The organism is Jiangella alba (assembly GCF_900106035.1).
GTDB classification, from domain to species: Bacteria; Actinomycetota; Actinomycetes; order Jiangellales; family Jiangellaceae; genus Jiangella; species Jiangella alba.
In genome coordinates, this window is the sequence record NZ_FNUC01000004.1 from 1,136,831 (window position 1) to 1,159,855 (window position 23,025).

Below are 23,025 nucleotides of genomic sequence, written 5' to 3' on the forward strand. Positions count from 1 at the left end.
TGGTGCGGTGCTCTGCTAGGGTGTTTCGCATGAATGCCGGACGGACCGCACGCGAGCGCGCCCGCGCCGAGCTGACCAGGGAGATCACCGAGATCGCCCGGCGTCAGCTGGGCACCGAGGGCGCGGGCGGGCTCAACCTGCGCGCCATCGCCCGCGAGCTGGGCATGGTCTCGTCGGCCATCTATCGCTACTTCCCGAGCCGCGACGAGCTGCTGACCGCGCTGATCATCGACGCGTACAACGCGGTCGGCGACGCGGTGGAGCGTGCCGACGCCGGTTGCGACCCCCACGATCACGCCGGCCGGTGGCGGGCGGTCTGCCACGCCCTCCGCGACTGGGCGCTCGCGCACCCGAACGAGTACGCGCTGATCTACGGCTCGCCGGTGCCGGGCTATCAGGCGCCCGCCGACACCATCGGGCCGGCGGTGCGCGACACGGTCGTGTACGGACGGATCCTCGCCGCCGCGTACACCGATGGGGTCCTGACGCCGCCGGGTGGGTTCCCCGCGCCACCGAGGTCGTTCGCGGGCGACGCCGAGGTGGTCCGCGAGCTGATGCCCGGCCTCCCCGACGACCTCGTCGCACGGGCCGTCACCGCGTGGACCGGGCTGTTCGGGTTCCTCAACTTCGAGTTGTTCGGCCAGCTCACCAACGTCGTCGAGGACCGCGCGACGTTGTTCGACCACCACATCCGCACCCTCGGCCGGCTGATCGGACTTGACCTCAAGACTGCTTGAGGTTGCAGCATCGGACGATGCCATCCTCGCTGTTCAGCCGGGAGTACCTGCCGTTGGCGATCGGCGCGGTCGCGCTGGTGACACTCGGGGCGTTCGAGAACCGGGCGGTCGGCACGGCGCTGCCGACGCTGGTGCGCGAGTTCGACTCCGTCGGCAGCTTCGGGCTGGCCACCGCCGCGCCGATCGCGGCGTACGTCGTCTCGCTCGCGCTGGCCGGGATGTGGGCCGACCGCTCCGGCCCGGTGCCGCCGCTACGGGCCGGTGCCGTCACGTTCGCCGTCGCGCAGGTACTGGTCGGGACGGCCGCCGGGATGCCTCAGGTGATCGGCGGCCGGTTGCTCAGCGGCCTCGCCGAGGGCCTGATCGACGTCGGGATCATGGTGCTGATCGCACGGGCGCTGCCGGAGGCGCTGCGGCCGCGGATGTTCTCGCTGTTCGCGGCCGCCTGGGTGCTGCCGTCCGTCGTCGGGCCGTTCCTCACCGGGATCGTCACCGAGGGGATCGGCTGGCGGTGGGTGTTCCTCGGCGCGCTGGCGGTGCTGGGCCCGGTGTGGGTGCTGCTCCGCCCGGCGCTGCGGACGTTGCCGCCGTCTGAGGACGGGCCGCGTACGGCGGACGCGCCGCGGCCGGGCGCCGCGCTGCCGCGGCCGGGCACAGCGCCGCGGGCAGGCGCCGCGTCGCAGGCGCGCTCAACGCCGCCACCGGCCAACGCCGGGCGGCGGGCGGTGCTGCCGTGGGCAGTCATCGCGGCGGCCGCGGTGTTCGGGCTGTCGCTGGCCGGGGAGCACCTGGCCGCCGACCCCGCACCGGCCGTCGCGGTCGTGGTCCTGGGCGCGGCGGGGACCGGACTCGCGGCGGTGCGGCTGCTCCCGCGCGGGACGTTCCGGGTGCGGCGCGGCCTGCCCGCCGTGGTGGCGCAGCGGGCGTTCGCGGCGGCCGCGTTCGCGGGCGTGGGCGCGTGGCTGCCGCTGCTGCTGACCCTGGTGCACGGCTTCACGGCGACGACGGCCGGCGTGAGCCTGTCGATCACCGGCGTCGCGTGGGCGTTCGGCTCGTGGTTGCAGGGCCGCGAACACGGCCGCGCGCCGGCGGTCGTCCTGCGGGCTGGGCTGGCCGCGATGACGGCCGGGCTCGCCGCCACGACACTGCTGACCTGGCCGACGCTGCCGCCGGTGGTCGGGTTGCTGGGCTGGGCGCTGGCCGGCGTCGGGATGGGGCTGACGTCGCCGGTGCTGTCGCTGCTGATCCTCGCCGCGTCGGACCGGACGAACCAGGGCCGGAACGTCAGCGCCGGGCAGCTGGCCGGATCGCTGAGCACGGCGGCGGCGCTCGCGGTCAGCGGTGCGGCGGTCGCGCTGACGTCGCCCGGCCCGGCGACCTTCGCCGGCATCCTCGTGGCCGGCGGCGTCGTCGCGCTGGCCGGACTGCTGACCGCAGGCCGCGTTGTCGGCGACCGCACCACTACCGTCGGCACGCGGACGTAGAGCGAGATCGGCCCGGCCGGTCCCGGCACGAGCCGCCAGCCGACGGGGCAACCCGACCGGACCCAGGATTTGACGCCGCCGACGGTGAGCCTGCCGGAGCGCCCGGGAACCTGGTCGGGCTCGGCGCCCAGGCGATGGCCGTCGCAGGGCTGCGGGCACTGCTGGACGGCGACGTTCGGCGCCGCTGCGGACGGCGGCCCGGGCGACTGGTGCGGCCGGCGCGCTCCTCCGGGTTGACGGTCCACTGCGGGCGCCTGGACGGCGATGCGGTACGACCACGGCTTGCCGCCGGCCGAGTGGTCCGACTAGCTGCCGGATCCGGTCGTCACCGCGCCGTGACGGGCAACGTGCGCCGCCGACAAGATCGGCGTAGACCCGCGCGACATCGGCCGCCAGCACTCGCCCGTCGCGACCGACGGCCGTGTGACCCGGCCATCTCCCGAGCTCCGGTCATTGCGGCTCGGTGACCGACGGCGATGCGGTCCGGCTCCGGCCAGTTGCAGGCTCCGGTCGTCACCGCGCCGTGACGGGGACCACCTGCACCGCCGACCACGTCGGCGTAGACCCGCGCGACCTCAGCTGCCGGACATCGCACCTCGCCGCGCACCCCGACCGACGGCCATGTGGCCCGACCATCTCCAGGCTCCGCTCATCGGCCCCGCTGCGACAGACGGCCATACGGTCCCGGCTCCGGTGATCGCCGCGCCGTGACGGGCAACCTGCGCCGCCGACAAGGTCGGATTAGACCCGCGCGACGTCAGCTGCCGGAACGCCGCACGTCGCCGCGCGCCGTGACCGACGGCCGTGTGGCGCCGCCATGTCCCGGGCTCCGCTCGTCGCCGCGCCGTAGCCGACGGCGACGCGGTCCCGGCTCCGGCCGTCGCTGCGCCGTGACCGACGGCCATGCCGTGCCGGCTCCGGTCGTCACCGCGCCGTGACGGGCACCACCTGACCCGTCCCCGTCCCATCGACGAGGTCGGCGTAGACACGGGCGACCTCGGCCGCCGGGACGCCGGGATCGGGGTCCCAGCCGAACGCCTCGAGCGACTCGCGCACCCACCCCGGCGCGACGAGATTGAGTCGCAGCCCCCGCGGCAACTCGCCCGCCGCCGCCTCGACGAACGCCGCCAGCCCCGCGTTGACCAGCGCACCGAACGACCCGCCCGGCATCGGCTCGACGAACGTGCCGCCGGTGAGCGTGACGGACCCGCCGTCGCGGAGGTGGTGCAGCGCGGCACGGGCGAGCCGCACCTGACCGAGCAGCTTGCCCGGCAGTCCGGCCAGGAACTCGTCGTCGGGGGCCTCGACCAGGTCGGCGGTCGGCGCGTTGGCCGCACAACACACCACGGCATCGACGTCGGGCACCGACCGGAACAGCTCCTCCACCGTCGCCGGCTCGGCCATGTCGACGACCACCGGCCCGCGCCGGGACGCCCGCACCACCTCGTGCCCGCGCCCGGTCAGCTCCTCGGCCACCGCCGTGCCCACGATGCCGCTCGCCCCGATGACGACGATCTTCACCTGCTGCCTCCGGTTGCCCTGACCACGAAAATTGATCCGAACGCGAAGATCCCGGCCAGGTGAGTACCTGACCGGGATCTTCGGTGTGGTGCGCGAGGGGGGAGTTGAACCCCCACGTCCTTTCGGACACACGGACCTGAACCGTGCGCGTCTGCCTATTCCGCCACCCGCGCGTGCTGCGGCACAAGGTTAACACGCCCCGATGGGTGGTCGATTCCACGATCCGGGCCTCTGGATGTCAGCATGGGCGGGAAGACATTGAGCGCCGCCGGAACCAGCCGCCAGCCGTCCTTCGTCACATAAGGTTGCGACGGCCGTTTCCGCACGGCCCCGATCCAGGGCGCATCCGCAGCACCACGCTACGCGCCGTTACGATCAGGGTCTTGCCCGCGGTCACCAGGTGCGAGACGTGGAGGGAGGTACCCGTGGGGGTGTTGCAGCGCTTCGAGCGCCGGCTCGAGAGCATGGTCCAAGGTGCGTTCACCCGAGCGTTCCGCTCCGAGGTGCAGCCCGTCGAGATCGCCGCGGCCATCCAGCGCGAGCTGGACAACAACGCGCAGATCGTCAGCCGCGACCGTTCGCTCGTGCCGAACGACTTCGTCGTCGAGCTGGGGCCGAGCGACTACGACCGGCTGACGGCGTACATCGGCACGCTGGCCACCGAGCTGGTCGAGCTGGCCCGCGAGCACGCCGAACTGCAGCACTACGCCTTCACGGGACCGGTCGGGGTCGGGTTCGAGCGGCACGAAGACCTCGGCACCGGCGCCTTCCGCATCCGCAGCGCGGTGCGCGCCGGCGTCGACCGCGGGTCGTCGTTCGCGCCCACGCCCACCTCGGAGCGGCAGGCCGACGCGTTCCTCGTCATCAACGGCACCCAGCATCCGGTGCTGCCGCCCGGGGTCGTCCTGGGGCGCGGCAGCGAGTGCGACCTACGCATCGACGATCCCGGCGTCTCGCGCCGGCATCTGGAGATCCGCGTCTATCAGCAGGGGACGCAGTCCCAGCTGGTGGCCGTCGACCTCGGCTCCACCAACGGGACGATCGTCGACGGCGCCCGAGTGGGCCAGGCGCCCCTCACCGACGGCTCCCGCATCGTGATCGGCTCGACCACGATCGACGTCCGCCGGCGCGGTTCCGGGAGGTGAACGAGTGTCGGAGCTGACACTCACGGTCATCAAGCTCGGCTTCCTGGCCGTGCTGTGGCTGCTGATCCTCTCCGTCACGTCGGCCATGCGGGCCGACCTGTTCGGCGTGCGACCACCCAAGCAACCCAAACCACAGAAGGAAGCCCGCGACGCGGCCCGGCAGAACCGTCAGCCGCGCGGCGCCAAGGGCACGCCCACCAGGGCGTTCATCGTCGAAGGGCCCGACACCGGGAAATCGGTGGCGCTCGACGGCACACCGGTGACGTTCGGCCGCGGCGCCGACTGCACCATCCCGCTGGCCGACGAGTACGTGTCCACCCAGCACGCCAGGCTGCGGTTCCACGAGAGCCAGTGGTACGTCGAGGATCTCGGCTCCACCAACGGCACCTACGTCGGCAACCAACGCCTCACACGCAGCACGCCGGTCACCGCCCGCAGCCGGTTCCGGCTCGGCAAGACCGTCGTCGAGCTGCGGAAGTAGGTCCCGATGCCGTTGACGCTGCGCTACGTCGCGCGCTCAGACGTCGGCCTGGTCCGGGAGGGCAACGAGGACTCCGGCTACGCCGGCCCCTACCTCCTGGCCGTCGCCGACGGCATGGGCGGGCACGCGGCCGGCGAGGTGGCCAGCCAGGCCGCCATCGACGAGCTGGTGCTGACCGAGCGCGAGCCGCACGACGGCGACCCCCTGCAGACCCTGACGGCCGCCATCGAGTCGGCCAACAAGCGCATCCGCCAGCTCATCGTCGACGACTCCAGCCGCGAGGGCATGGGCACGACGGTCACGGCGCTGCTGTGGACGGGCACGACGCTCGGCCTCGGCCACGTCGGCGACTCCCGCGCCTACCTGCTGCGCGACGGCGCCATCCAGCAGCTCACCCACGACCACACGTTCGTCCAGTCGCTGGTCGACGAGGGCCGCATCACGCTCGAGGAGGCCGGCGTCCACCCGGCCCGCTCGCTGATCCTCAAGGCGCTGCAGGGCCAGGGCGACGTCGACCCCGACCTTCAGGTGCTCGACGTCCGTCCGGGCGACCGCCTGCTGGTCTGCAGCGACGGCCTCACCGGCGTGGTGTCCGACGCCACGCTGCAGGACACGCTCGGCTCGGTCGACGGCCTCGACGACGCCGCCGACGAGCTGATCCGGCTGGCGCTGGCCGGTGGCGCACCCGACAACGTCACGCTGGTACTGGCGGACGTCGTCGAGACCGACACCCCGCGCCAGCCCGACGACACCGCCGAGGCGTTCCTCGTCGGCGCGGCGGCCAGCAACGACGCCCCGCCGCCCGAGCGGCCACACCGTCGCCGTCCGGGCGCGGCGTTACGGGCGCTGGTCGGCGCCGAGGAGCACCGGCCGACCCCCGAAGACCTCGAGGCCATGCGGTACGCGCCGCAGCCGCCACGGCGCCGCCGCTGGCTGCGGACCGTCATCATCGTCGCCGCGGTCGGCGCCATCGGCTGGGTCGGCCTCGACCTCGCCAGCGGCTGGGTCCGCAACCAGTACTACGTCGGCGACAGCAACGGCCAAGTGGCCATCTACCAGGGCGTCAGTCAGGAGATCGGACCCATCCGACTGTCCGAGCTGCACGACATCCCGGGCGGGCTGCCGGTCGACGCGCTGCCCGACATCTACCGCGAGCAGGTCGCCGACACCATCGCGGCCGACGACATCGACGACGCCGACGCCGTGGTCGACCGGCTGCGGCTGGAGGCCTGCCGGGCGCATCAGCGCGTCGGCGGCGGCGAGACGCCGGCTCCCACGCCCACTCCGACGCCGCAGGCCGGCGGGGCCGCCACCCCACCGGCCACCCCGCCGGCGGAGCCGCCGGCCACCGAGCAGCCGACCGACCCCGCCGAGGGCGACGGCTGGCTCGGCGACGAGGTCGGCTACCCCGGCCTGCTCTGTGCGGGTGCGTCATGAGTCTCGACCGCGCCCGCGCCCGCACCGAACCACCGGCGCCCGAGACCGTCACCCCGCGCCGCGGCCGGGGCACCGAGCTGGTGCTGCTGATCTTCGCCATCGGCATCGCGACCTTCGCCTACATCAGCGTCGACCTCGGCGCGCTGGGCCGGGTCCCGCCGAACGCGCTGGCCTACCTCGGCGGGCTGTCGGCCGCCACAGCGGTGGCGCACGTCGTCATCCGCCTGCGGGCGCCGTACGCCGATCCCGTCATCCTGCCCATCGTCGTGACGCTGTGCGGGCTCGGCCTGGCGATGATCCACCGGCTCGACCTCGCCGACGGCACCACGCGGGCGTCCACCCAGCTCACCTGGATGGCGATCGGCGTGACGCTGTTCGTCTGCGTGCTGCTGTTCGTGCGCGACCACCGGGTGCTGTCGCGGCTGCCGTACCTCGCCGGGCTGGCCGGGCTGCTGCTGCTGGTGCTGCCGCTGCTGCCGATCGTCGGCCACTCCATCCGTGGCGCCCGCATCTGGATCAACGTCGGGGGCATGACGTTCCAGCCGGGCGAGGCGGCGAAGATCATCCTGATCATCGCGTTCGCCGCGTACCTCGTGCAGACCCGCGACGCGCTCGCGCTGGCCGGGCGCCGGTTCCTCGGCGTCGACCTGCCGCGGGCCCGCGACCTCGGGCCGATCCTGCTGGTCTGGCTCGGCGCCCTGGGCATCCTCGTCGTGCAGAACGACCTCGGCCCGTCCGTGCTGCTGTTCGGCATCTTCGTGCTGATGATCTACGTCGCCACCGAGCGCATCTCGTGGATCATCCTCGGCCTGCTGCTGATCCTGGCCGGCGGGTTCGCCGCCAACGCCGTCGTCTCGCACGTCGCCGAGCGCATCGACTTCTGGATGGACCCGTTCATCGACCCGCAGGGCCAGGTCGCGCAGTCGCTGTACGGGCTGGCGTACGGCGGCCTGCTCGGCACCGGCCTCGGCCAGGGCCGTCCGGAACTGACGCCCATCGCCGAGAGCGACTTCATCGGCTCGGCGCTCGGTGAGGAGCTGGGGCTGACCGGGCTGATCGCGATCATCCTGCTGTACGCGCTGCTCGCGTCGCGTGGCCTGCGGGCCGGCCTGCTGCTGCGCGACCCGTTCGGCAAGCTGCTGGCCGCCGGGCTGGCCGCCGGCTTCTTCCTGCAGGTCTTCATCGTGCTCGGCGGCGTCACCCGGCTCATCCCGCTGACCGGCCTCACCACGCCGTTCCTGTCGCTCGGTGGTTCGTCACTGGTGATGAACTGGGTGCTGGTCGCACTGCTCATCCGGTTGTCCGACGCGGCCAGGCGACCGGCCCCGCCGTCCGCGACGTCGTCCTCGACGACGGACACCGCCGTCACCCAGGTCGTGAGAATCCGATGAACTCCCCGATCCGCCGTATCTCCGCCGGCTGCCTGCTGCTCTGCGTCGCGCTGCTGATCAACGCCACGTACGTGCAGGCGTTCTGGGCCGACGACCTCAACGCGCGCTCCGAGAACCGCCGGGTCCTGCTCGACGAGTTCTCGCGCGAGCGCGGCCCCATCCTGCTCGCCGACGACACCCCCATCGCGCAGTCGGTGCCCGTCGACGACGAGTACCAGTTCCAGCGGCAGTACCCCGAGGGGCCCATGTACGCCCCGGTCACCGGCTACTACTCGTACTTCTTCGGCCGGACGGCCATGGAGCGGGCGCAGAACGACATCCTCTCCGGCGACGACGACCGGCTGTTCGTCCGCCGCCTCATCGACCTCGTCACCGGCGAGGAGCCGCGCGGTGGCGCCGTCCGGCTGACCATCGACCCCGCCGCCCAGCAGGCAGCGTGGGACGGCCTCACCGAGGGCGGCTACAAGGGCGCGGTGGTCGCCATCGACATCGAGACCGGCGCGATCCTGGCCATGGTCAGCTCGCCGTCCTACGACCCCAACCCGATGGCCAGCCACACGACCGAGGTCCAGCAGGAGACCCGCGACGCGTTGGCCGCCGACCCCAACAAGCCCGACCTCAACCGCGCCATCGCCCAGCGACTGCCACCGGGTTCGGTGTTCAAGCTGGTCACGGCCGCCGCGGCGCTCGAGTCCGGCCAGTTCGACCCGGACACCGAGGTGCCGGGTCCGGCCGAGTACGACCTGCCGCAGTCGACCCGGCCGCTGCCCAACCAGAACGGCCAGGCCTGCGGCGACGGCACACCGACGCTGACCGAGGCGCTGCGGGTCTCGTGCAACACCGCGTTCGCCTACCTCGGCAACGAGCTGGGCGACGACGCGCTGCGCGAGCAGGCCGAGAAGTTCGGCTTCGGCACCCAGCCGCTCACCAACGACGACATGAACGCCGCGACCAGCGTGTTCCCGGCCAACCCGGACGAGCCGCAGACGGCGCTGTCGGCGATCGGCCAGTTCGACGTGTCGGCCACGCCGCTGCAGATGGCCATGGTCTCCGCGGCCATCGCCAACGACGGCGTGCTGATGGAGCCGTACCTCGTCCGCGAGGTCAGCGGCCCCGACCTCGTCAGCCCGATCGAGCGGACCGAGCCCGAGGAGCGCACCCGCGCCGTCTCGCCGGAGACCGCCGAGGAGCTGACCGACATGATGGTCGACGTCGTCGAGAACGGCACCGGCCGGAATGCGCAGATCGACGGCATCGAGGTTGCCGGCAAGACGGGCACCGCGCAGAGCTCCGCCGACCGCCCGCCGTACGCCTGGTTCACGTCGTTCGCACCGGCCGACGAGCCCAGCGTCGCGGTCGCCGTCGTCATCGAGGACGCGCCCGACACCGCCCGCGACGACATCGGCGGCGGCCGCCTCGCGGCGCCCATCGCCAGGGACGTCATGGAAGCGGTGTTGGGATCGTGAACATCTTCACTGTTCGGTCAGGTACAGCGCCGGGTGGTCCGGAACGGGTAGCCTGCCCGGGGTCGAGTCGAGAAAGGGCCGCACAATGAACGAGTTGCGACTCCTCGGAGATCGCTACGAGCTGGGCGAGGTGATCGGCCGTGGAGGCATGGCCGAGGTTCGCCGCGGCCGCGACTCCAGGCTGGGCCGCATCGTCGCTCTGAAGATGCTGCGGGTCGATCACGCCAGCGACGCGACCTTCCAGGCCCGGTTCCGCCGCGAGGCGCAGTCGGCGGCGTCGCTGAACCACCGCAACATCGTCGCCGTGTACGACACCGGCGAGGACTACGTCGACGGTCACCGTCTTCCGTACATCGTCATGGAGTACGTCGAGGGCCAGACGCTGCGCGAGATGCTGCAGGAGCAGCAGCGGTTCACGCCCGAGCGGTCGATCGAGATTCTGGTGTCGACGCTGGACGCGCTGGAGTACAGCCACCGCGCCGGCATCGTCCACCGCGACATCAAGCCCGGCAACATCATGATCACCAGCGGCGGCGAGGTCAAGGTCACCGACTTCGGCATCGCCCGGTCGCTGGCCGACACCGGCATGGCGCTCACCCAGACCGCCGCCGTCGTCGGCACCGCGCAGTACATCTCGCCCGAGCAGGCGCGTGGCGAGCAGGCCGACGCCCGCAGCGACCTCTACGCCAGCGGCTGCGTGCTCTACGAGCTGCTCACCGGCCGGCCGCCGTTCATCGGCGAGTCGCTGGTGTCGGTGGCGGTGTCGCACGTGCGCGAGCAGGCCACGCCGCCGTCGGCGCTGGACCCGAACATCACGCCCGAGCTCGACGCCATCGTCATGAAGTCGCTGGCCAAGGACCGTCTGCACCGGTACCAGAGCGCGTACGAGATGCGCACCGACCTCGAGCGGGCCGCCGCCGGGCTGCCGGTGGCCGCGGCCGCCGACACCTCCGCCGCGACGCAGCTGATCGCGAACGCCGGCGCGCCCACCGTCGCGGCCGGCGCCATGGCGCTCGACGACGACACGCCGTACCCCGACGAGCTGCTCGACGAGGAAGAAGAGGACCAGCGCAAGGGCTTCAGCTGGTGGGCCGTCGTGCTCGGCGCGCTGGCCGTGCTGGCCATCGCCGGTCTCATCGGCTACCTCGTCTTCAACGGCAGCGGAACGGCGCAGGCCACCGTGCCGAACCTCGTCGGCATGACGCAGGAAGAAGCCGAGACCAGGCTCGCCGACGAGAACCTCGAGCCGGCCATCGAGACCGAGCCCACGAGCGACGAAGCGCAGATCGGCGCGGTCATCCAGCAGGACCCGCGGCCGTCGACCCAGCTCGACGAGGGCTCCACGGTCACGCTGACGGTCGGTGTCGCGCCCGACATGGTCCCCGTGCCCAATGTCGTCGGGCGACCACAAGCCGAGGCAGAGCAGGCCATCCGTGACGCCGGGCTGCAACCCGGGAACGTCACGCAGCAGGACGACGAGGCAGAGGCCGGCACCGTCCTCGCCACCGACCCCGAGGGTGGCACCTCGATCGCTCCCAACAGTCCGGTGAACCTGGTCATCTCCAGCGGCGAAGTCGCCATTCTGGTGCCGAACCTCGTCGATATGAGCGAGGACGCCGCCGTCAACGAGCTGCAGCGACTCGGCCTCGAGCCCGACGTCCGCCGCCAGGAGACCGCCGACCAGCCCGAGGGCAACGTGTTCCGGCAGGAGCCCGGCGAGGGCGCCGAGCTGGAAGAGGGCGACACCGTCATCATCTACGTCGCCGAGGCACCGCCGGAGGAGCCGACGAACGAGCCGACGGAGACCGACACCCCGACCGACGACCCGACCGAGACGCCGGGCAACGACACCGGCGCCGAGGGCGGCACCGAAACCGGTGGCGACGCGGGCACCGATGCCGGGACCGACACCGGCAACGACGGCGGCAACGACGGCGGTGTCCTCGGGCCGTAGCCGACGCCGTCGCACGAACGAGAGCCGCGCGGCTCGGGAGCCGATCCCGGGCCGCGCGGCTGTTTCGTGTGACGGGTCAGGCGGGGAGGTCGACGGCCGAGCCGTGCGCCACGACCGGGGCCAGGCCAGCGGACCGTGCCACCGCGCCGTCGTCGCCGCAGACCTCGAGCCAGTTGGCCAGCATGCGATGCCCGCCCTCGGTGAGCACCGACTCGGGGTGGAACTGGACCCCCTCGACGGCCAGGGTGCGGTGCCGCATGGCCATGACGACGCCGCCGGCGGTGCGGGCCGTGACCTCCAGCTCGGCCGGGACGGTGCCGGGCTCGACCGCCAGCGAGTGGTAGCGGGTGGCCGTGAACGGGCTGGGCAGGCCGGTCAGCACGCCGTCGCCGTGGTGGAGGACCTGGCTGGTCTTGCCGTGCAGCAGCTCGGGCGCGCGGCCGACGGTGGCGCCGTACGCGACGCCGATGGCCTGCAGGCCGAGGCAGACGCCGAAGACGGGGGTGCGCCCGGCCAGCGTGTGAACGAGGTCGACGCAGCCGCCGGCCTTCTCGGGCGTGCCGGGCCCGGGCGAGAGCAGGACGCCGTCGTAGCCGTCGGTCGAGCCGATCTCGTCGTTGCGGCGCACGTCGCACTCGGCGCCCAGCTGGGCGAGGTACTGGACCAGGTTGAAGACGAAGCTGTCGTAGTTGTCTACCACGAGAATGCGCCGGCTCACGACCGCTTGCCTCCTTGGACGCTGCCCTCGAAGGCGGGCATCGCGATGTTGTCTTCGTCGGTCACGCCGTAGTACAGCCCGATGCGGTCGGCCCAGGCGCGGTACTCGCGCACCTTCGGCTCGTTGTCGAGCGCCCGGCGCATGGCGTCGGCGTCGCCGATGGCGCTGATGGTGTACGGCGGATAGAAGGTGCGGCCGTTGAGCAGCAGCACCGGGCCCTCGCACTGGACCGTACTGGTCCAGATGATGCGCTGGTCCATGACGGTGAGCGCTTCGGCGCCGCCCGCCCACAGCGCGTTGATGACGCCCTCGAGGTCCTGCTGGTGCACGAGGTAGTCCTCGGTGTTGAACGGCGAGTCCTCGCCCAGGTTGTTCGGCAGGTCCGCGTCGTCGAGCGTGACCGTCAGCCCCGGCCCCTGCACCGCGGTGAGACCGGCGGCCGGCATGATCTCCTCGGTGTGCCGGTCGATCTCGGCGGACTCGCCGTCGCCCTGGCCGGCGGTGAGGTCTTCGATGTCGGACGACAGGTCGTCGATGCGCGCCTGAAGTTCCTGAACCCGTTGCTCCTCGGCCCGGACCAGGTCGGAGAACGCGATGACGTCGCTGCCGCGCAGGTCTTCGCCGTCGGCGGCCTTGGCGCTGGTGATGAGCAGGACACCACAGCCTGCGAGCACCAGCGGCGCCAGGAAGCGCCAGGCTCGGGGGTAGTCGGACGACCGGCTGATGGTGTTCACCTCCAAGTGGGACGATCAGGACTGCACGCCGCGATGTGGCGCTCGGCCCGCTGACGACTACGCTAGCCGAGCATCACCGCAACCAGCCAAGACCGAGAGGAACCGACCGTGCCCAAGTCTCGCAGCCGTCGCAAGGACGACGACTACACCCCGCCGGAGCGGAGCGAGCTCAAGGACCCGACGGTCTCCGGTCGCTGGGTCGTCCCCACCATGATCACCCTGCTGCTCGTCGGCTTGGTGTGGATCGTCGTCTACTACCTCGTCGGCGACGACATTCCAGTCATCAAGGACCTCGGCGGCTGGAACCTGTTGATCGGCATGGGCCTGATCACCGGCGGCTTCATGACCGCGACCCGCTGGAAGTGACGGCAAACCGCCACTGACCTGCGAGGACGGGGTTGTCCACAGGTTATTGCACAGCTGTGATTACACGCGTGTAATTTTCCCCAGTGGGGATAACCCCTGTGGATAACTCCGTCCGCGACGGTGGGTTGTGGACGGCGCCAGGCCCGGCGCCATGGGGTTCGGTGGCCATGGGGTGCGGTGGGCATGGGGTGCGGGGCCTGGGGTGCTGAGGCGCGCGGTTCCGCACCGGTGCGCGTCGGCGCCGCGGCCCCCATCGCTGCGCGTGCGGGACCGCGCCGGCGGACGAGCCGGTCGTCCTCGATATCCGGGGCGCCGTTTCGAGGCCGCTTTCGGACCGTTCGGCGACATTCCGGCTATCGAGGTCGAGGGCTCGACGTGCCAGGGCGGCGGCGAACCGGCCGTCCGCCGCCGAACGCCCGGCCGCTGCGACGAGCGACCGGGCGACGACGGGAGGTCAGGCGACCGCGACCATGACGGCGGTCGTGATGATCATGGCGGCACAGAGTGAACCGATCAGCGCCCACAAGCCGCGCTGCTCCTTCGGCGCGTAGGCGAACACCGCCGCCAGCGCCGTGCCGATGACGAGGCCACCGAGGTGGGCCCGCCAGTCGATGCCGGGCACGGTGAACCCGAACACCAGGTTGATGCCGAGCAGCACCACGATGCCGCCGGTGTCGCGCCCCAGCTTCCGGGCGATGATGAACAGCGCGCCGAACAGCCCGTACACCGCGCCCGACGCGCCGTAGGACAGCGAGTACGGGTCGGAGACGGTCAGCAGCGACGCCGCCGAGCCGCCGAGGGCGGACAAGAGATAGAGCGTGAGGAACCGGCTGCGGCCGAGCACCGGCTCGAGCGACGAGCCGAGCAGGTACAACGCGACCATGTTCAGCCCGATGTGCAGCACGTTCTCGTGCGTGAACGCCGCCGTGACGAGTCGGTACCACTGGCCGTCGACGATGCCGAAGGAGAACGGGTCGTTGCGCTCGCCGAGGACGAGGCCGAGGCGGGCGCTCAACTCGTTGGTGCCGATGCCGCGGGCGTAGCGGTCGTAGAACGAGTCGCCGCGGGTGCCGACGACCAGGCCCGCCACCCAGATGACGACGTTGATGCCGATGAGGGTGAGCGTGACGATGGTGGCGCTGGTGTCGCGACGCTGGCCACCCAGCACCGTGCGGGCCTGACGGACGTTCTTGCGGCCCTCGGCGACGCACTCGGGGCACTGGTAGCCGACCGGGGCGGAGATCATGCACTCGGGGCAGATCGGCCGCTCACACCGCGAGCACCGGATGTACGTCTCGCGGTCGGGGTGGCGATAGCAGGTCGGCGGGGCGGCCGAGTCGCCGCTGGTGGGCGGCTCGGCCGGACCGCCGGCACTTCCGGTCATGGGGGAACGCCGGCTCTCGGTCTCAGCCGCCGGTGACGGTGACCGACTCGATGACGACGGGCTCGAGCGGCCGGTCGGCGCGGTCGGTGGGGGTGCTGGCGATGGCGTCGACGACGTCGCGGCTGGCTTGGTCGGCCACCTCACCGAAGATGGTGTGACGACGGTTGAGGTGCGGCGTCTGCCCGACGGTGATGAAGAACTGCGAGCCGTTGGTGTTGGGTCCCGCGTTGGCCATGGCCAGCAGGTACGGCTTGTTGAACGCCAGCTCCGGGTGGAACTCGTCGGCGAAGTCGTAGCCGGGGCCGCCGGTGCCGTTGCCCAGAGGGTCGCCGCCCTGGATCATGAAGCCGCCGATGACGCGGTGGAAGACGGTGCCGTCGTACAGCTTGTCGCTGGTCTTCTCGCCGGTCTCGGGATTGACCCATTCACGCTCGCCCTTCGCGAGCTCGACGAAGTTGCGCACCGTCTTCGGCGCGTGGTTCGGCAGCAGAGCCACGGTGATGTCGCCGCGGTTGGTGTGCAGGGTGGCATGAAGCTCGTCGGCCACGGGTAAGCCCTTCGCTGTCTGATGTCCTCGATTTGCTCCATCCTCGCACGCCGTGGCGTATGTCGGCATACGGTCGTCGGTAAGGCAAGATCGGGGGAGACACCAGGTACAGGGGCCCTGGCAGGCGATCCGACAAGGGAGGCCCAACGTGAGCAGGCTATTCAGCATCCGGCGCAACGGCGGCACCGACGACGCCAAGGTGCGCACGCAGGAGGCTGCGGAACAGGCCCGCCAGGCCGCGCGCGAGGCCGGCCGGCGTGCTCGTGAGGCCGCGACACCGGTGGTCGACTCCGCACGGGAGAAGCTGACGCCGGTGGTCGAGTCGGCCGTCGACAAGATGGCTCCGAAGGTCCAGGCGGCACGCGAGAAGGTCGGTCCGGCCGCCAACCAGGCCAAGGACACGCTGCTGCACGACGTCGTCCCGAAGGTCGCCGACTCGCTGGCCGTCGCGGCCGACAAGTTCTCCGAGCGCGCGCACGATCTGTCCGAGCGCACGGCCGCCCTCGCGGAGAAGACCGAGAAGCAGCGCAAGAAGAAGCGCCGCCGCAAGGTCGTCGCCGTGCTGGGCGGGTTCGCCGCCGCCGGCGCGGCGCTGGCCGCTGTGGTCCGCCGCCGTGGGCAGTCCGACCAGTGGACGACGTACGACCCGTCCACGGGCCCGTGGGCCCCGGCACCGGCTCCGGCGCCCGACGCCGAGTCGGCCGCCGAGGAAGAGCCGGCCCCGGTCGCGAAGAAGGCAGCCGCCGAGAAGCCGGCCGCCAAGAAGGCGCCGGCGAAGAAGAGCGCACCGGCCAAGAAGGCCACCGCGAAGAAGGCGCCGGCGAAGAAGTCCGCGCCCGCCTCGACCTCCGGCAACAGCACCCAGGGGACGCTCGACGGCAGCCAGAACTAACCAACGAGCCAGCGAGCCGGCTGACGAGACCGCCGCCCGGGCGATGTGGAGTGTGCGGCGGGTGCGGAGCCGGCGTCAAGAGCGTGCGCGGCCTGCTTCACCGCCGCGAAGCGGAGCCGGCGCAGCACCCGCCGCACGCTCCACAACCACCTAGGCGTTCTTCGTGACGTCGGCGAGCGTCGCCATCTCGGCGAGCACGCGTGCGGCGGCCTGCACCAGCGGCACCGCCAGCAACGCGCCGGTGCCCTCACCGAGGCGTAGCGAGAGGTCGAGCAGGGCCGGTTCGCCGAGGCGGTCGGGCAGCGTGTGCCCGCCCGGCTCGGCCGACGTGTGTCCGGCGACGAGGTAGCCGGCGGCCTCCGGGCAGAGCGCGACGGCCGCCAGTGCGGCGGCTCCGGCCACGACACCGTCGACGAGGACGGGGACGCGGGCGGCCGCGCCGGCCAGCATGACGCCGGCCAGGGCGGCGTGCTCCAGCCCGCCCAGCGACGCCAGGGTGCCCAGGGCGCCGTGGTCGGGTGCGGCGGCGTGCCGGGCCAGCGCCGTGCGCACCACGCCGACCTTGTGCGCCGTCCGGCCGTGGTCGAGGTTGGCGCCCTTCCCCGTGACATCGGCCGGGTCGGCGCCGGTGTACGCCGCGATCAGGGCGGCCGACGCGGTCGTGTTGCCGATGCCGACCTCGCCGGTCACCAGCAGGTCGGCGCCGCCGTCGATCAGTTCGGCCGCGACCTGGGCGCCCGCCAGGATCGCCGTCCGGCACTCGTCCAGCGTCATGGCCGGCTCGACGGCGAGGTCGCGGGTGCCGCTGCGCACCCGCTCGTCGCGAACGCCGTCGGGCACCGGGCCGAGCCGCAGCGTCCCGACATCGGCCACCACGACCCGCGCGCCCACCGTCCGCGCGATGGCGTTGACGGCGGCGCCACCAGCGGCCACGGTCGCGACCATCGCCGCCGTGACCTCCTGCGGCCAGTCCGACACCCCCTCGGCGTGCACGCCGTGGTCGGCCGCGGCCACGACCACCACGGGCGCCGACGGCACCGGCGGCGGGCACTGCCCGCTCATCGCCGCCAGCCGGGCGCCGAGGTGCTCCAGCCGGCCCAGGCTGCCCGGCGGCTTGGCCAGCCCGGCGTGCCGGTCGCGGGCCCGCTGAAGGGCCTCCTGGTCGACCGGGCGGACCGCCGCGATCAGTTCCTCCACCGTCATGCCGGGCTCCCGTCCTCGATGGTGCGCAGCGCGGCGACCAGCCGCGCGGTGGTCTCCCGGTCCCGGACGGCGACCCGCACGGCGCGGTCGTCCAGGCCCGGGAAGGTGTCGGCCCGCCGGGCGGCCAGGCCGTGTTCCAGCAGCCGCTCGCGCAGCCCCGGCCGCTCGGCCTGGACCAGCACGAAGTTCGCGTGCGCGTCCCACACCCGCGGGCCGCCGAGCGCGCGGATGGCGATGATCAGCTCGGCCCGCAGCTCGGCGACGGCGGCGGCCCGGGCGCGCCGCTCGTCCTCGGCGACGGGCGAGGTCAGGGCCTCGATCGCGGTCAGGGCGAGGCTGTTGACGCTCCACGGCTGACGGCGGGCGGCGAGCCGCGCGACGATGTCCGGCGGGCCGGTGACGTAGCCGACCCGCAGGCCGGCCAGCCCCCACAGCTTCGTCAGGCTCCGCACGGCGACGACGCCTGGGAGGTCGCGGCGCCCGGCCACGCCGCCGGCGTCGTCCAGGAACTCGGCGAACGCCTCGTCGACGACGACGGTGCGGCCGGGCCGGGCCAGCGCGGCGACGGTCTCGACCGGATCGAGCACGCCGGTCGGGTTGTCCGGCCGCCCGAGCACGACGAGGTCGGCGTCGGACGGGACGGCGGACGGGTCCAGCCGCCAGCCCTGCTCGGGGCGGCGCCACACCCGGACGACCGGGACGCCGGCCGCTCGCAGCGCCGCCTCCGGCTCGGTGAACGACGGGTGCACGCAGGCGGCCAGCCGCGGCCGGAGCGCGTCGGCCAGCAGCCAGAACGCCTCCGCGGCGCCGTCGACGACCAGGCACTCCTCCGGTGGACGTCCGTGCCGGGCGGCCGCCGCGGCCCGGGCGGCGCGGTCGTCGGGATAGGCCGCGAGGTCACGTACGGCCGCCGCCAGCCGGTCGGCCAGCCACGGCGGCGGCCCCGGCTGCACGTTGACGGCGAGGTCGGTCGCGCCCGGCGGGACCTGCGTGTCGCCGTGCTCGCGCAGCCGCGGGTCGGCGGGGGCGGCCGGCGGGGCGTCGGGCTCGAGCCGCACCACCCGGCCGCCCACCACGAGCAGCGCCTCGTCCGCCGCCGCCGACAGCGTCTGCACGGCGCGTCCGTGCACGTCGACGTAGAGGCGGGCGCCGGGCCCGCCGGCGTGCACGCCGAGGCCCGGCTGGCCGGCGATGACCACCACCTCGACGTCCAGCGCGGCGACCGCGCCGGTGAACGCCCGCAGCGCCGCCACCACGGCGTCCTCGGCGCGGGCCCTCCGGTCGGAGTCGGGCACGTCGTCGCCGACGAACACGCCGGCCGACTCCAGTGTCTCGGCCAGCCACGTGTCCAGCGCGTCGACCAGCACGAACGTCCCGTCGCCCGCCTCGGCCACGGCGGCGGCCAGGTCGAACGTCTCGAGCGTGCGCCAGTGCGGCGGGCGGTCGGCGCGGTGCCGCTCGACCCGCGCCTTGAACTCCTCGTCCCGGACCACGGCCGGCGCGACGACCACGACCGGACGGCCGCTGGCCTCGGCCCGCCGCGCCGCTAGCCCCGACTTGCCCGACTTCTGCCCGCCCAGGACGAGCGTCAGCCGCCCTCGCGGCGACGGGCCGGGCTGGGGGCGTGGCGGGTGCGGCGGCAGGTTCACAGCAGGTCCTCCTGGACGAGGGCCGCGACGGCGATCGCGACCGCGAGGGTGGTCAGGGCCACGGCGGCGCCGAGCACGTCGCCGGTGACGCCGCCGATGCGCCGCCGAGCCGCGCGACGCAGCCCGAGCACCGGGACGGCGGCCGCGGCGAGCAGCACCGGCGCCCACCAACCGGCCGTCAGCACGGCCACGACCAGCACGGTTGCCGCCGCCACCAGTGAGTCCACCACACCGAGCCGGCCGAGGCGGCGGCCCTGGCCGTCGGTGCGGGCCGGCGGCAGCCAGGCGGCCAGCACCAGCGGCGCCGCCCGCCCGATGACGTGACCGGCGACCAGGAGCCGGGCGACGTCGGCGAACGCGTCCGAGCCGGCGCCGACGGTGGCCAGCAGCGCGACCCGCAGCAGCAGGTCACCGGCCAGCGCCAGTGCGCCGTACGTGCCGAGCCGGCTGTCGCGCATGATCTCCAGGCGCCGCTCGCGCGTCGCGCCGCCCCACAGGCCGTCGGCGGTGTCGGCGAGGCCGTCCTCGTGCAACGCGCCGGTCACGATCACCGTCACCAGCACCGCGGCCACCGCACCGACCAGCGGACCGGCCAGCCCGTCCGCCACCCACCAGACGCCCAGCCCGGCCCCCCGACCACCACGCCCACCAGCGGGAACCACGCGCCCGCCCGGTCCAGCGCGGGCCCCGAGAACGGCGCCGGCCCGACCGGGATACGGGTCAGGAACCCGACCGCCGCCCGCAGCGCCCCGATCACGACAGCCCCGCCAGCGACCGCAGCACCCCGGTGTCCACGTGCGCCTCCACCACGTCGGCCAGCCGCTCGAACGTCGCGTCCAGCGTGCGCGTCGGCCGGGCACCGAACAGTGCCTGGAGCACCGCCTCGTCCTCGAACCACCCGTGCGGGTACCACCCGGCGACGTTCCCGTCGACGGCGAGGACGACGTCCGTTCCCGAAGCGTCGACGGTGCGGCCCTGCCTGATCTCGTACCCCGACACGGGCAGCCCGCTCAGCGCGGCCCACGGCGGATCCAGTGCCGGCAGCGTCAGCGACCCCCGCTGGACCAGCTTGTCGCGGGCGAACGTCGTGGTCAGCGGCAGCAGGCCGAGCCCGTCACCGGAGCCGTCGACGCCGTACGGGTCCTCCAGCCGCCGCCCGAGCAGCTGCAGCCCGCCGCAGACGCCCAGCACCCGCACCCCGGCCCGCGCCGCCGCCACGACGGCGGCGTCCAGACCCGACGCCCGCAGCCACGCGAGGTCGGACGCGACGTGCTTCGACCCGGGCAGGATCACCGTCGACGCGCCGTCGAGGTGCCAAGGCTGCGTCGCCCAGCGCACGTCCGCGACCTGCTCCACCAGGGCGAACTCGTCGAGGTTGGACGCGGCCGGGTAGCGGACGATCGCGACCGGCGGCAGCCCGCCGCGCACCGGCGCCCGCAGCGCCGCGCCGTCCTCGTCGGGGAGGTCGTGCCGGATCATCGGGACGACGCCGACGGTGGGCACGCCGGTCAGCCGTTCCAGCTGCTCCGGGCCGGGCGGCAGCAGCGACGCGTCGCCGCGGAACCGGTTGAGCACGAAGCCGCGGATGCGCCGCTGGTGCTGTGGCGGCAGCAGCGCCCACGTGCCGTAGAGGTGTGCGAACGCGCCGCCGCGGTCGATGTCGACGGCGAGCAGCACGGGAGCGTCGGCCCGCTCGGCGACGCGCATGTTGACGATGTCGTTGGCGGCGAGGTTGATCTCGGCCGGGCTGCCCGCGCCCTCGATGACGACGACGTCGTACTCGTCCAGCAGCTCGGCCAGCGCGTTCTCGACCGTGGGCCAGAGCGCCTCGCTGCGGTCGCGCCACGGCCGCCGGGACAGCTCGGCGTCGACCCGGCCGAGCCGCACGACCTGGCTGGTCCCGGACTCGGGCTTGAGCAGGACGGGGTTCATCCGCACCTCGGGCTCGACGCCCGCGGCGCGCGCCTGCAGCCACTGCGCGACGCCGATCTCGCCGCCGTCGACCACCCGCGCGTTGTTCGACATGTTCTGCGCCTTGAACGGCGCCACCGTCAGGCCCTGACGCGCGTACCAGCGGCACAGCGCGGTGGTGAGCAGGCTCTTCCCCGCCCAGCTGGTGCAGCCCTGGATCATGACGGCGCTCATAGGCCCCGCACCCCCGCGACGACGGCGGCAGCGGCGGCCAGCGCCCATCCGCGGCGCCGGGCCAGCCGCAGCGCCGCGGCGACGCCGTCAGACGACACCGCCCGGCCACCCGCGCCCAGGTCGTAGACGCCGGGCTTGGCGAGGTGCACCCCGAGCCGCAGCGCCAGCGCCGCCATCGGCCAGCCCGCATTCGGCGACGGGGTCAGTGCGGCCTCGGCGCGCAGCCGGCCCCACGGCACCCGGCGACCGGCCAGCAACAGGCCGGTGATCCGTGCGGGCAGCAGATTGAGCAGGTCGTCGGCGCGGGCCGCGACTCGGCCGGCGTGGTTCCAGCGTGGCGTGCGGTAGCCCCACACGGCGTCGGCGGTGTTGGCGAACCGGTATGCCGCGGCCGCGGGCAGCCCGCCCGCCGCGTACCAGAGCAGCGGCGCGACGACGGAGTCGGACAGGTTCTCGCCCAGCGACTCGACCGCCGCCTGCCGGACCTCGTCGGCCGTCAGGGCGGACACGTCGCGGCTGACGATGCGCGCCACGGCCGCCCGGCCCGCCGTCACGCCACCGGAGACCAGGGCCCGCTCGACCCCGGCGACCTCGTCGAGCAGCATGCGGTGCGCGAACAGCGGCCACAGCGCCGCGCCGGCGACGACCGGGCGCATCGGACCGGGCAGCCGTCCCGCCGCCCGCGACACCACGACGCCCGCTCCGTACGCCGTCGCCGCGCCCACGGCCCACGCCAGCCCGCCGGCCACCACCGCGCGAGCCGGTGGACCCGGCGGCACCCGCCGCCCGGCCCACGTCAGGTAGCGCCCGGCCCAGCGCACCGGGTGCGCGGCCAGCGGCGGCTCCCGGAACGCGGCGTCCAGCCCCACGGCGACCGCGACGGCTGCCGCGGCGCCAGCCCGTCGCCCTTTGCAATGAGCACCGATACGCACCGGTGCGTAGTAGTGCTCATTGCAAAGGGGGCTCATGCGACCCCGCCGACGTCGCGGACGCCACCGGCCGGGCGGGAGCGCAGCGGCACCACGACGACACCGCCGTGCGGATCGGTCACGACCCGCACGCGCGCCCCGTAGTGCTCGCGGATCAGCTCCTCGGTCAGCACCTCCTGCGCCGACCCCTGCGCGACCACGCGGCCGTCGACCAGCAGCACCAGGTGGTCGGCGAACTGCCCGGCGGTGGTGAGGTCGTGCAGCGCGCTGACCACCGTCAGTCCACGCGACGCCCGCAGCTCGTCGACCAGTTCCAGCACCTGCTGGGCGTGCCCGAGGTCCAGCGAGGAGGTCGGCTCGTCCAGCAGCAGCACCGGCGCCTGCTGGGCCAGCGCCCGGGCGAGGACGGAGCGCTGGAACTCGCCGCCGGACAGCTCGGTGACCATGCGATCGGACAGCGACCGCAGCTCCAGCGTGTCCAGCAGCTCGCCGGCCACCGCGAGGTCCTCCGCCGACTCCGTCCCCAGGTAGGGGACGTACGGCGTGCGCCCGAGCAGCACGTAGTCGAGGACGGTCATGCCGTCGGGCCGGGCCGGGTCCTGCGGGACGACGGCGACCAGCCGGGCCCGCTCGCGCGAGCGCAGCCGGGCGACCTCGACGCCGTCGAAGGCGATGACGCCGGCGTGCTCGACCGCACCGGACACCGCCCGCAGCAGCGTCGACTTGCCGGCGCCGTTCGGTCCGACCAGCGTCATCCACGTCCCGGCCGGGACGCTGAGGCTGACGTCGTCGACCACCCGGCGCTCCAGCAGGGTGACGCCGACGCCCTCGACGGTCAGGGT

General features: G+C 73.5%; 21 protein-coding genes and 1 tRNA gene. 10 read left to right on the forward strand and 12 right to left on the reverse strand.

Annotated elements, in window-relative coordinates; all coding sequences use genetic code 11:
• Positions 1-29: 29 nt before the first annotated feature.
• Together BLV02_RS23105 and BLV02_RS23110 are read left to right on the forward strand one after the other, a co-directional pair.
• The gene (locus BLV02_RS23105) at positions 30-737 is read left to right on the forward strand and encodes a TetR/AcrR family transcriptional regulator (RefSeq protein WP_069109413.1); all 708 of its coding nucleotides are present in this window, start codon (positions 30-32) and stop codon (positions 735-737) included.
• A 17-nt stretch (positions 738-754) separates the two neighbouring features.
• Positions 755-2,221, forward strand: a complete 1,467-nt coding sequence (locus BLV02_RS23110; RefSeq protein ID WP_069109412.1) for an MFS transporter — start codon at positions 755-757, stop codon at positions 2,219-2,221.
• 924 nt (positions 2,222-3,145) lie between these two features.
• On the opposite strand, the gene BLV02_RS23115 is transcribed toward BLV02_RS23110, so the two are convergent.
• Both BLV02_RS23115 and BLV02_RS23120 read right to left on the reverse strand, forming a co-directional pair.
• Positions 3,146-3,742, reverse strand: coding sequence for a short chain dehydrogenase (locus tag BLV02_RS23115; RefSeq protein ID WP_069109411.1), 597 nt, complete (start codon positions 3,740-3,742; stop codon positions 3,146-3,148).
• 86 nt (positions 3,743-3,828) lie between these two features.
• Positions 3,829-3,915: transfer RNA gene (locus BLV02_RS23120), tRNA-Leu, on the reverse strand.
• Between the two features lie 252 nt (positions 3,916-4,167).
• On the opposite strand from BLV02_RS23120, the gene BLV02_RS23125 reads away from it, so the two are divergent.
• The 6 genes from BLV02_RS23125 (at position 4,168) to pknB (ending at position 11,616) form a co-directional block, all read left to right on the forward strand.
• Positions 4,168-4,887, forward strand: a complete 720-nt coding sequence (locus BLV02_RS23125) for an FHA domain-containing protein (protein WP_069109410.1) — start codon at positions 4,168-4,170, stop codon at positions 4,885-4,887.
• 4 nt (positions 4,888-4,891) lie between these two features.
• On the forward strand, positions 4,892-5,368 hold the full coding sequence (locus tag BLV02_RS23130; RefSeq protein ID WP_053203759.1) for an FHA domain-containing protein FhaB/FipA: 477 nt from the start codon (positions 4,892-4,894) through the stop codon (positions 5,366-5,368).
• Positions 5,369-5,374: 6 nt separating this feature from the next.
• The gene (locus BLV02_RS23135; RefSeq protein WP_069109409.1) at positions 5,375-6,805 is read left to right on the forward strand and encodes a PP2C family protein-serine/threonine phosphatase; all 1,431 of its coding nucleotides are present in this window, start codon (positions 5,375-5,377) and stop codon (positions 6,803-6,805) included.
• Positions 6,802-8,196, forward strand: coding sequence for an FtsW/RodA/SpoVE family cell cycle protein (locus BLV02_RS23140; RefSeq protein WP_069109408.1), 1,395 nt, complete (start codon positions 6,802-6,804; stop codon positions 8,194-8,196). Before BLV02_RS23135 ends, BLV02_RS23140 begins: the two co-directional genes overlap by 4 nt.
• Positions 8,193-9,662: a peptidoglycan D,D-transpeptidase FtsI family protein gene (locus tag BLV02_RS23145; protein WP_069109407.1), complete on the forward strand. Its 1,470-nt coding sequence runs from the start codon at positions 8,193-8,195 to the stop codon at positions 9,660-9,662. The genes BLV02_RS23140 and BLV02_RS23145 overlap by 4 nt, the downstream gene beginning before the upstream one ends.
• 85 nt (positions 9,663-9,747) lie before the next feature.
• On the forward strand, positions 9,748-11,616 hold the full coding sequence (gene pknB / locus BLV02_RS23150; RefSeq protein ID WP_069109406.1) for a Stk1 family PASTA domain-containing Ser/Thr kinase: 1,869 nt from the start codon (positions 9,748-9,750) through the stop codon (positions 11,614-11,616).
• A 76-nt stretch (positions 11,617-11,692) separates the two neighbouring features.
• On the opposite strand, the gene BLV02_RS23155 is transcribed toward pknB, so the two are convergent.
• Positions 11,693-12,334 carry an aminodeoxychorismate/anthranilate synthase component II gene (locus BLV02_RS23155; RefSeq protein ID WP_069109405.1) on the reverse strand — a complete coding sequence of 214 codons (642 nt, stop codon included), beginning with the start codon at positions 12,332-12,334 and terminating at the stop codon, positions 11,693-11,695.
• Positions 12,331-13,068 (reverse strand): DUF881 domain-containing protein, encoded by a 738-nt coding sequence (locus BLV02_RS23160; RefSeq protein ID WP_083288248.1) that lies wholly within the window; start codon positions 13,066-13,068, stop codon positions 12,331-12,333. Before BLV02_RS23160 ends, BLV02_RS23155 begins: the two co-directional genes overlap by 4 nt.
• A 108-nt stretch (positions 13,069-13,176) precedes the next feature.
• Between BLV02_RS23160 and BLV02_RS23165 the strand changes: the two genes are divergently transcribed.
• On the forward strand, positions 13,177-13,434 hold the full coding sequence (locus BLV02_RS23165) for a cell division protein CrgA (protein WP_069109404.1): 258 nt from the start codon (positions 13,177-13,179) through the stop codon (positions 13,432-13,434).
• A gap of 454 nt (positions 13,435-13,888) precedes the next feature.
• On the opposite strand, the gene BLV02_RS23170 is transcribed toward BLV02_RS23165, so the two are convergent.
• Positions 13,889-14,818, reverse strand: coding sequence for a rhomboid family intramembrane serine protease (locus BLV02_RS23170; RefSeq protein WP_069109403.1), 930 nt, complete (start codon positions 14,816-14,818; stop codon positions 13,889-13,891).
• 22 nt (positions 14,819-14,840) lie between these two features.
• On the reverse strand, positions 14,841-15,365 hold the full coding sequence (locus BLV02_RS23175) for a peptidylprolyl isomerase (RefSeq protein WP_069109402.1): 525 nt from the start codon (positions 15,363-15,365) through the stop codon (positions 14,841-14,843).
• A gap of 148 nt (positions 15,366-15,513) precedes the next feature.
• On the opposite strand from BLV02_RS23175, the gene BLV02_RS23180 reads away from it, so the two are divergent.
• Positions 15,514-16,257 (forward strand): hypothetical protein, encoded by a 744-nt coding sequence (locus tag BLV02_RS23180; RefSeq protein ID WP_069109401.1) that lies wholly within the window; start codon positions 15,514-15,516, stop codon positions 16,255-16,257.
• 150 nt (positions 16,258-16,407) lie between these two features.
• Here the strand turns inward: BLV02_RS23180 and cobT are convergent, their stop codons facing one another.
• From cobT to BLV02_RS23210, 6 genes are all read right to left on the reverse strand, one after another.
• Entirely contained in the window at positions 16,408-17,460 is a 1,053-nt protein-coding gene (cobT, locus tag BLV02_RS23185; RefSeq protein ID WP_069109400.1) for a nicotinate-nucleotide--dimethylbenzimidazole phosphoribosyltransferase, read from the reverse strand.
• The gene (gene cobC / locus BLV02_RS36705) at positions 17,457-19,109 is read right to left on the reverse strand and encodes an Rv2231c family histidinol phosphate aminotransferase CobC (RefSeq protein ID WP_141711380.1); all 1,653 of its coding nucleotides are present in this window, start codon (positions 19,107-19,109) and stop codon (positions 17,457-17,459) included. Before cobC ends, cobT begins: the two co-directional genes overlap by 4 nt.
• Complete coding sequence (locus tag BLV02_RS23195) at positions 19,106-19,717, reverse strand: adenosylcobinamide-GDP ribazoletransferase (protein ID WP_176986539.1); 612 nt, start codon at positions 19,715-19,717, stop codon at positions 19,106-19,108. Before BLV02_RS23195 ends, cobC begins: the two co-directional genes overlap by 4 nt.
• Positions 19,718-19,862: 145 nt before the next feature.
• A complete protein-coding gene (locus BLV02_RS23200; protein ID WP_069109398.1) occupies positions 19,863-21,254 on the reverse strand; it encodes a cobyric acid synthase in 1,392 nt (463 codons plus the stop codon).
• Entirely contained in the window at positions 21,251-22,123 is an 873-nt protein-coding gene (gene cbiB / locus BLV02_RS23205; protein ID WP_216093989.1) for an adenosylcobinamide-phosphate synthase CbiB, read from the reverse strand. The genes BLV02_RS23200 and cbiB overlap by 4 nt, the downstream gene beginning before the upstream one ends.
• A gap of 95 nt (positions 22,124-22,218) precedes the next feature.
• Positions 22,219-23,022: an ABC transporter ATP-binding protein gene (locus tag BLV02_RS23210; RefSeq protein WP_425432597.1), complete on the reverse strand. Its 804-nt coding sequence runs from the start codon at positions 23,020-23,022 to the stop codon at positions 22,219-22,221.
• Between the last annotated feature and the right edge of the window lie 3 nt (positions 23,023-23,025).

Excerpts from the sequence above, each read along its gene's own strand:
- BLV02_RS23170 (WP_069109403.1), bottom strand. The coding sequence starts at position 14,818 with ATGACCGGAAGTGCCGGCGGTCCGGCCGAGCCGCCCACCAGCGGCGAC.
- BLV02_RS23105 (WP_069109413.1), top strand. The coding sequence starts at position 30 with ATGAATGCCGGACGGACCGCACGCGAGCGCGCCCGCGCCGAGCTGACC.
- BLV02_RS23110 (WP_069109412.1), top strand. The coding sequence starts at position 755 with ATGCCATCCTCGCTGTTCAGCCGGGAGTACCTGCCGTTGGCGATCGGC.
- BLV02_RS23135 (WP_069109409.1), top strand. The coding sequence starts at position 5,375 with ATGCCGTTGACGCTGCGCTACGTCGCGCGCTCAGACGTCGGCCTGGTC.
- BLV02_RS23200 (WP_069109398.1), bottom strand. The coding sequence starts at position 21,254 with ATGAGCGCCGTCATGATCCAGGGCTGCACCAGCTGGGCGGGGAAGAGC.
- BLV02_RS23145 (WP_069109407.1), top strand. The coding sequence starts at position 8,193 with ATGAACTCCCCGATCCGCCGTATCTCCGCCGGCTGCCTGCTGCTCTGC.
- pknB (WP_069109406.1), top strand. The coding sequence starts at position 9,748 with ATGAACGAGTTGCGACTCCTCGGAGATCGCTACGAGCTGGGCGAGGTG.
- BLV02_RS23140 (WP_069109408.1), top strand. The coding sequence starts at position 6,802 with ATGAGTCTCGACCGCGCCCGCGCCCGCACCGAACCACCGGCGCCCGAG.
- cobT (WP_069109400.1), bottom strand. The coding sequence starts at position 17,460 with ATGACGGTGGAGGAACTGATCGCGGCGGTCCGCCCGGTCGACCAGGAG.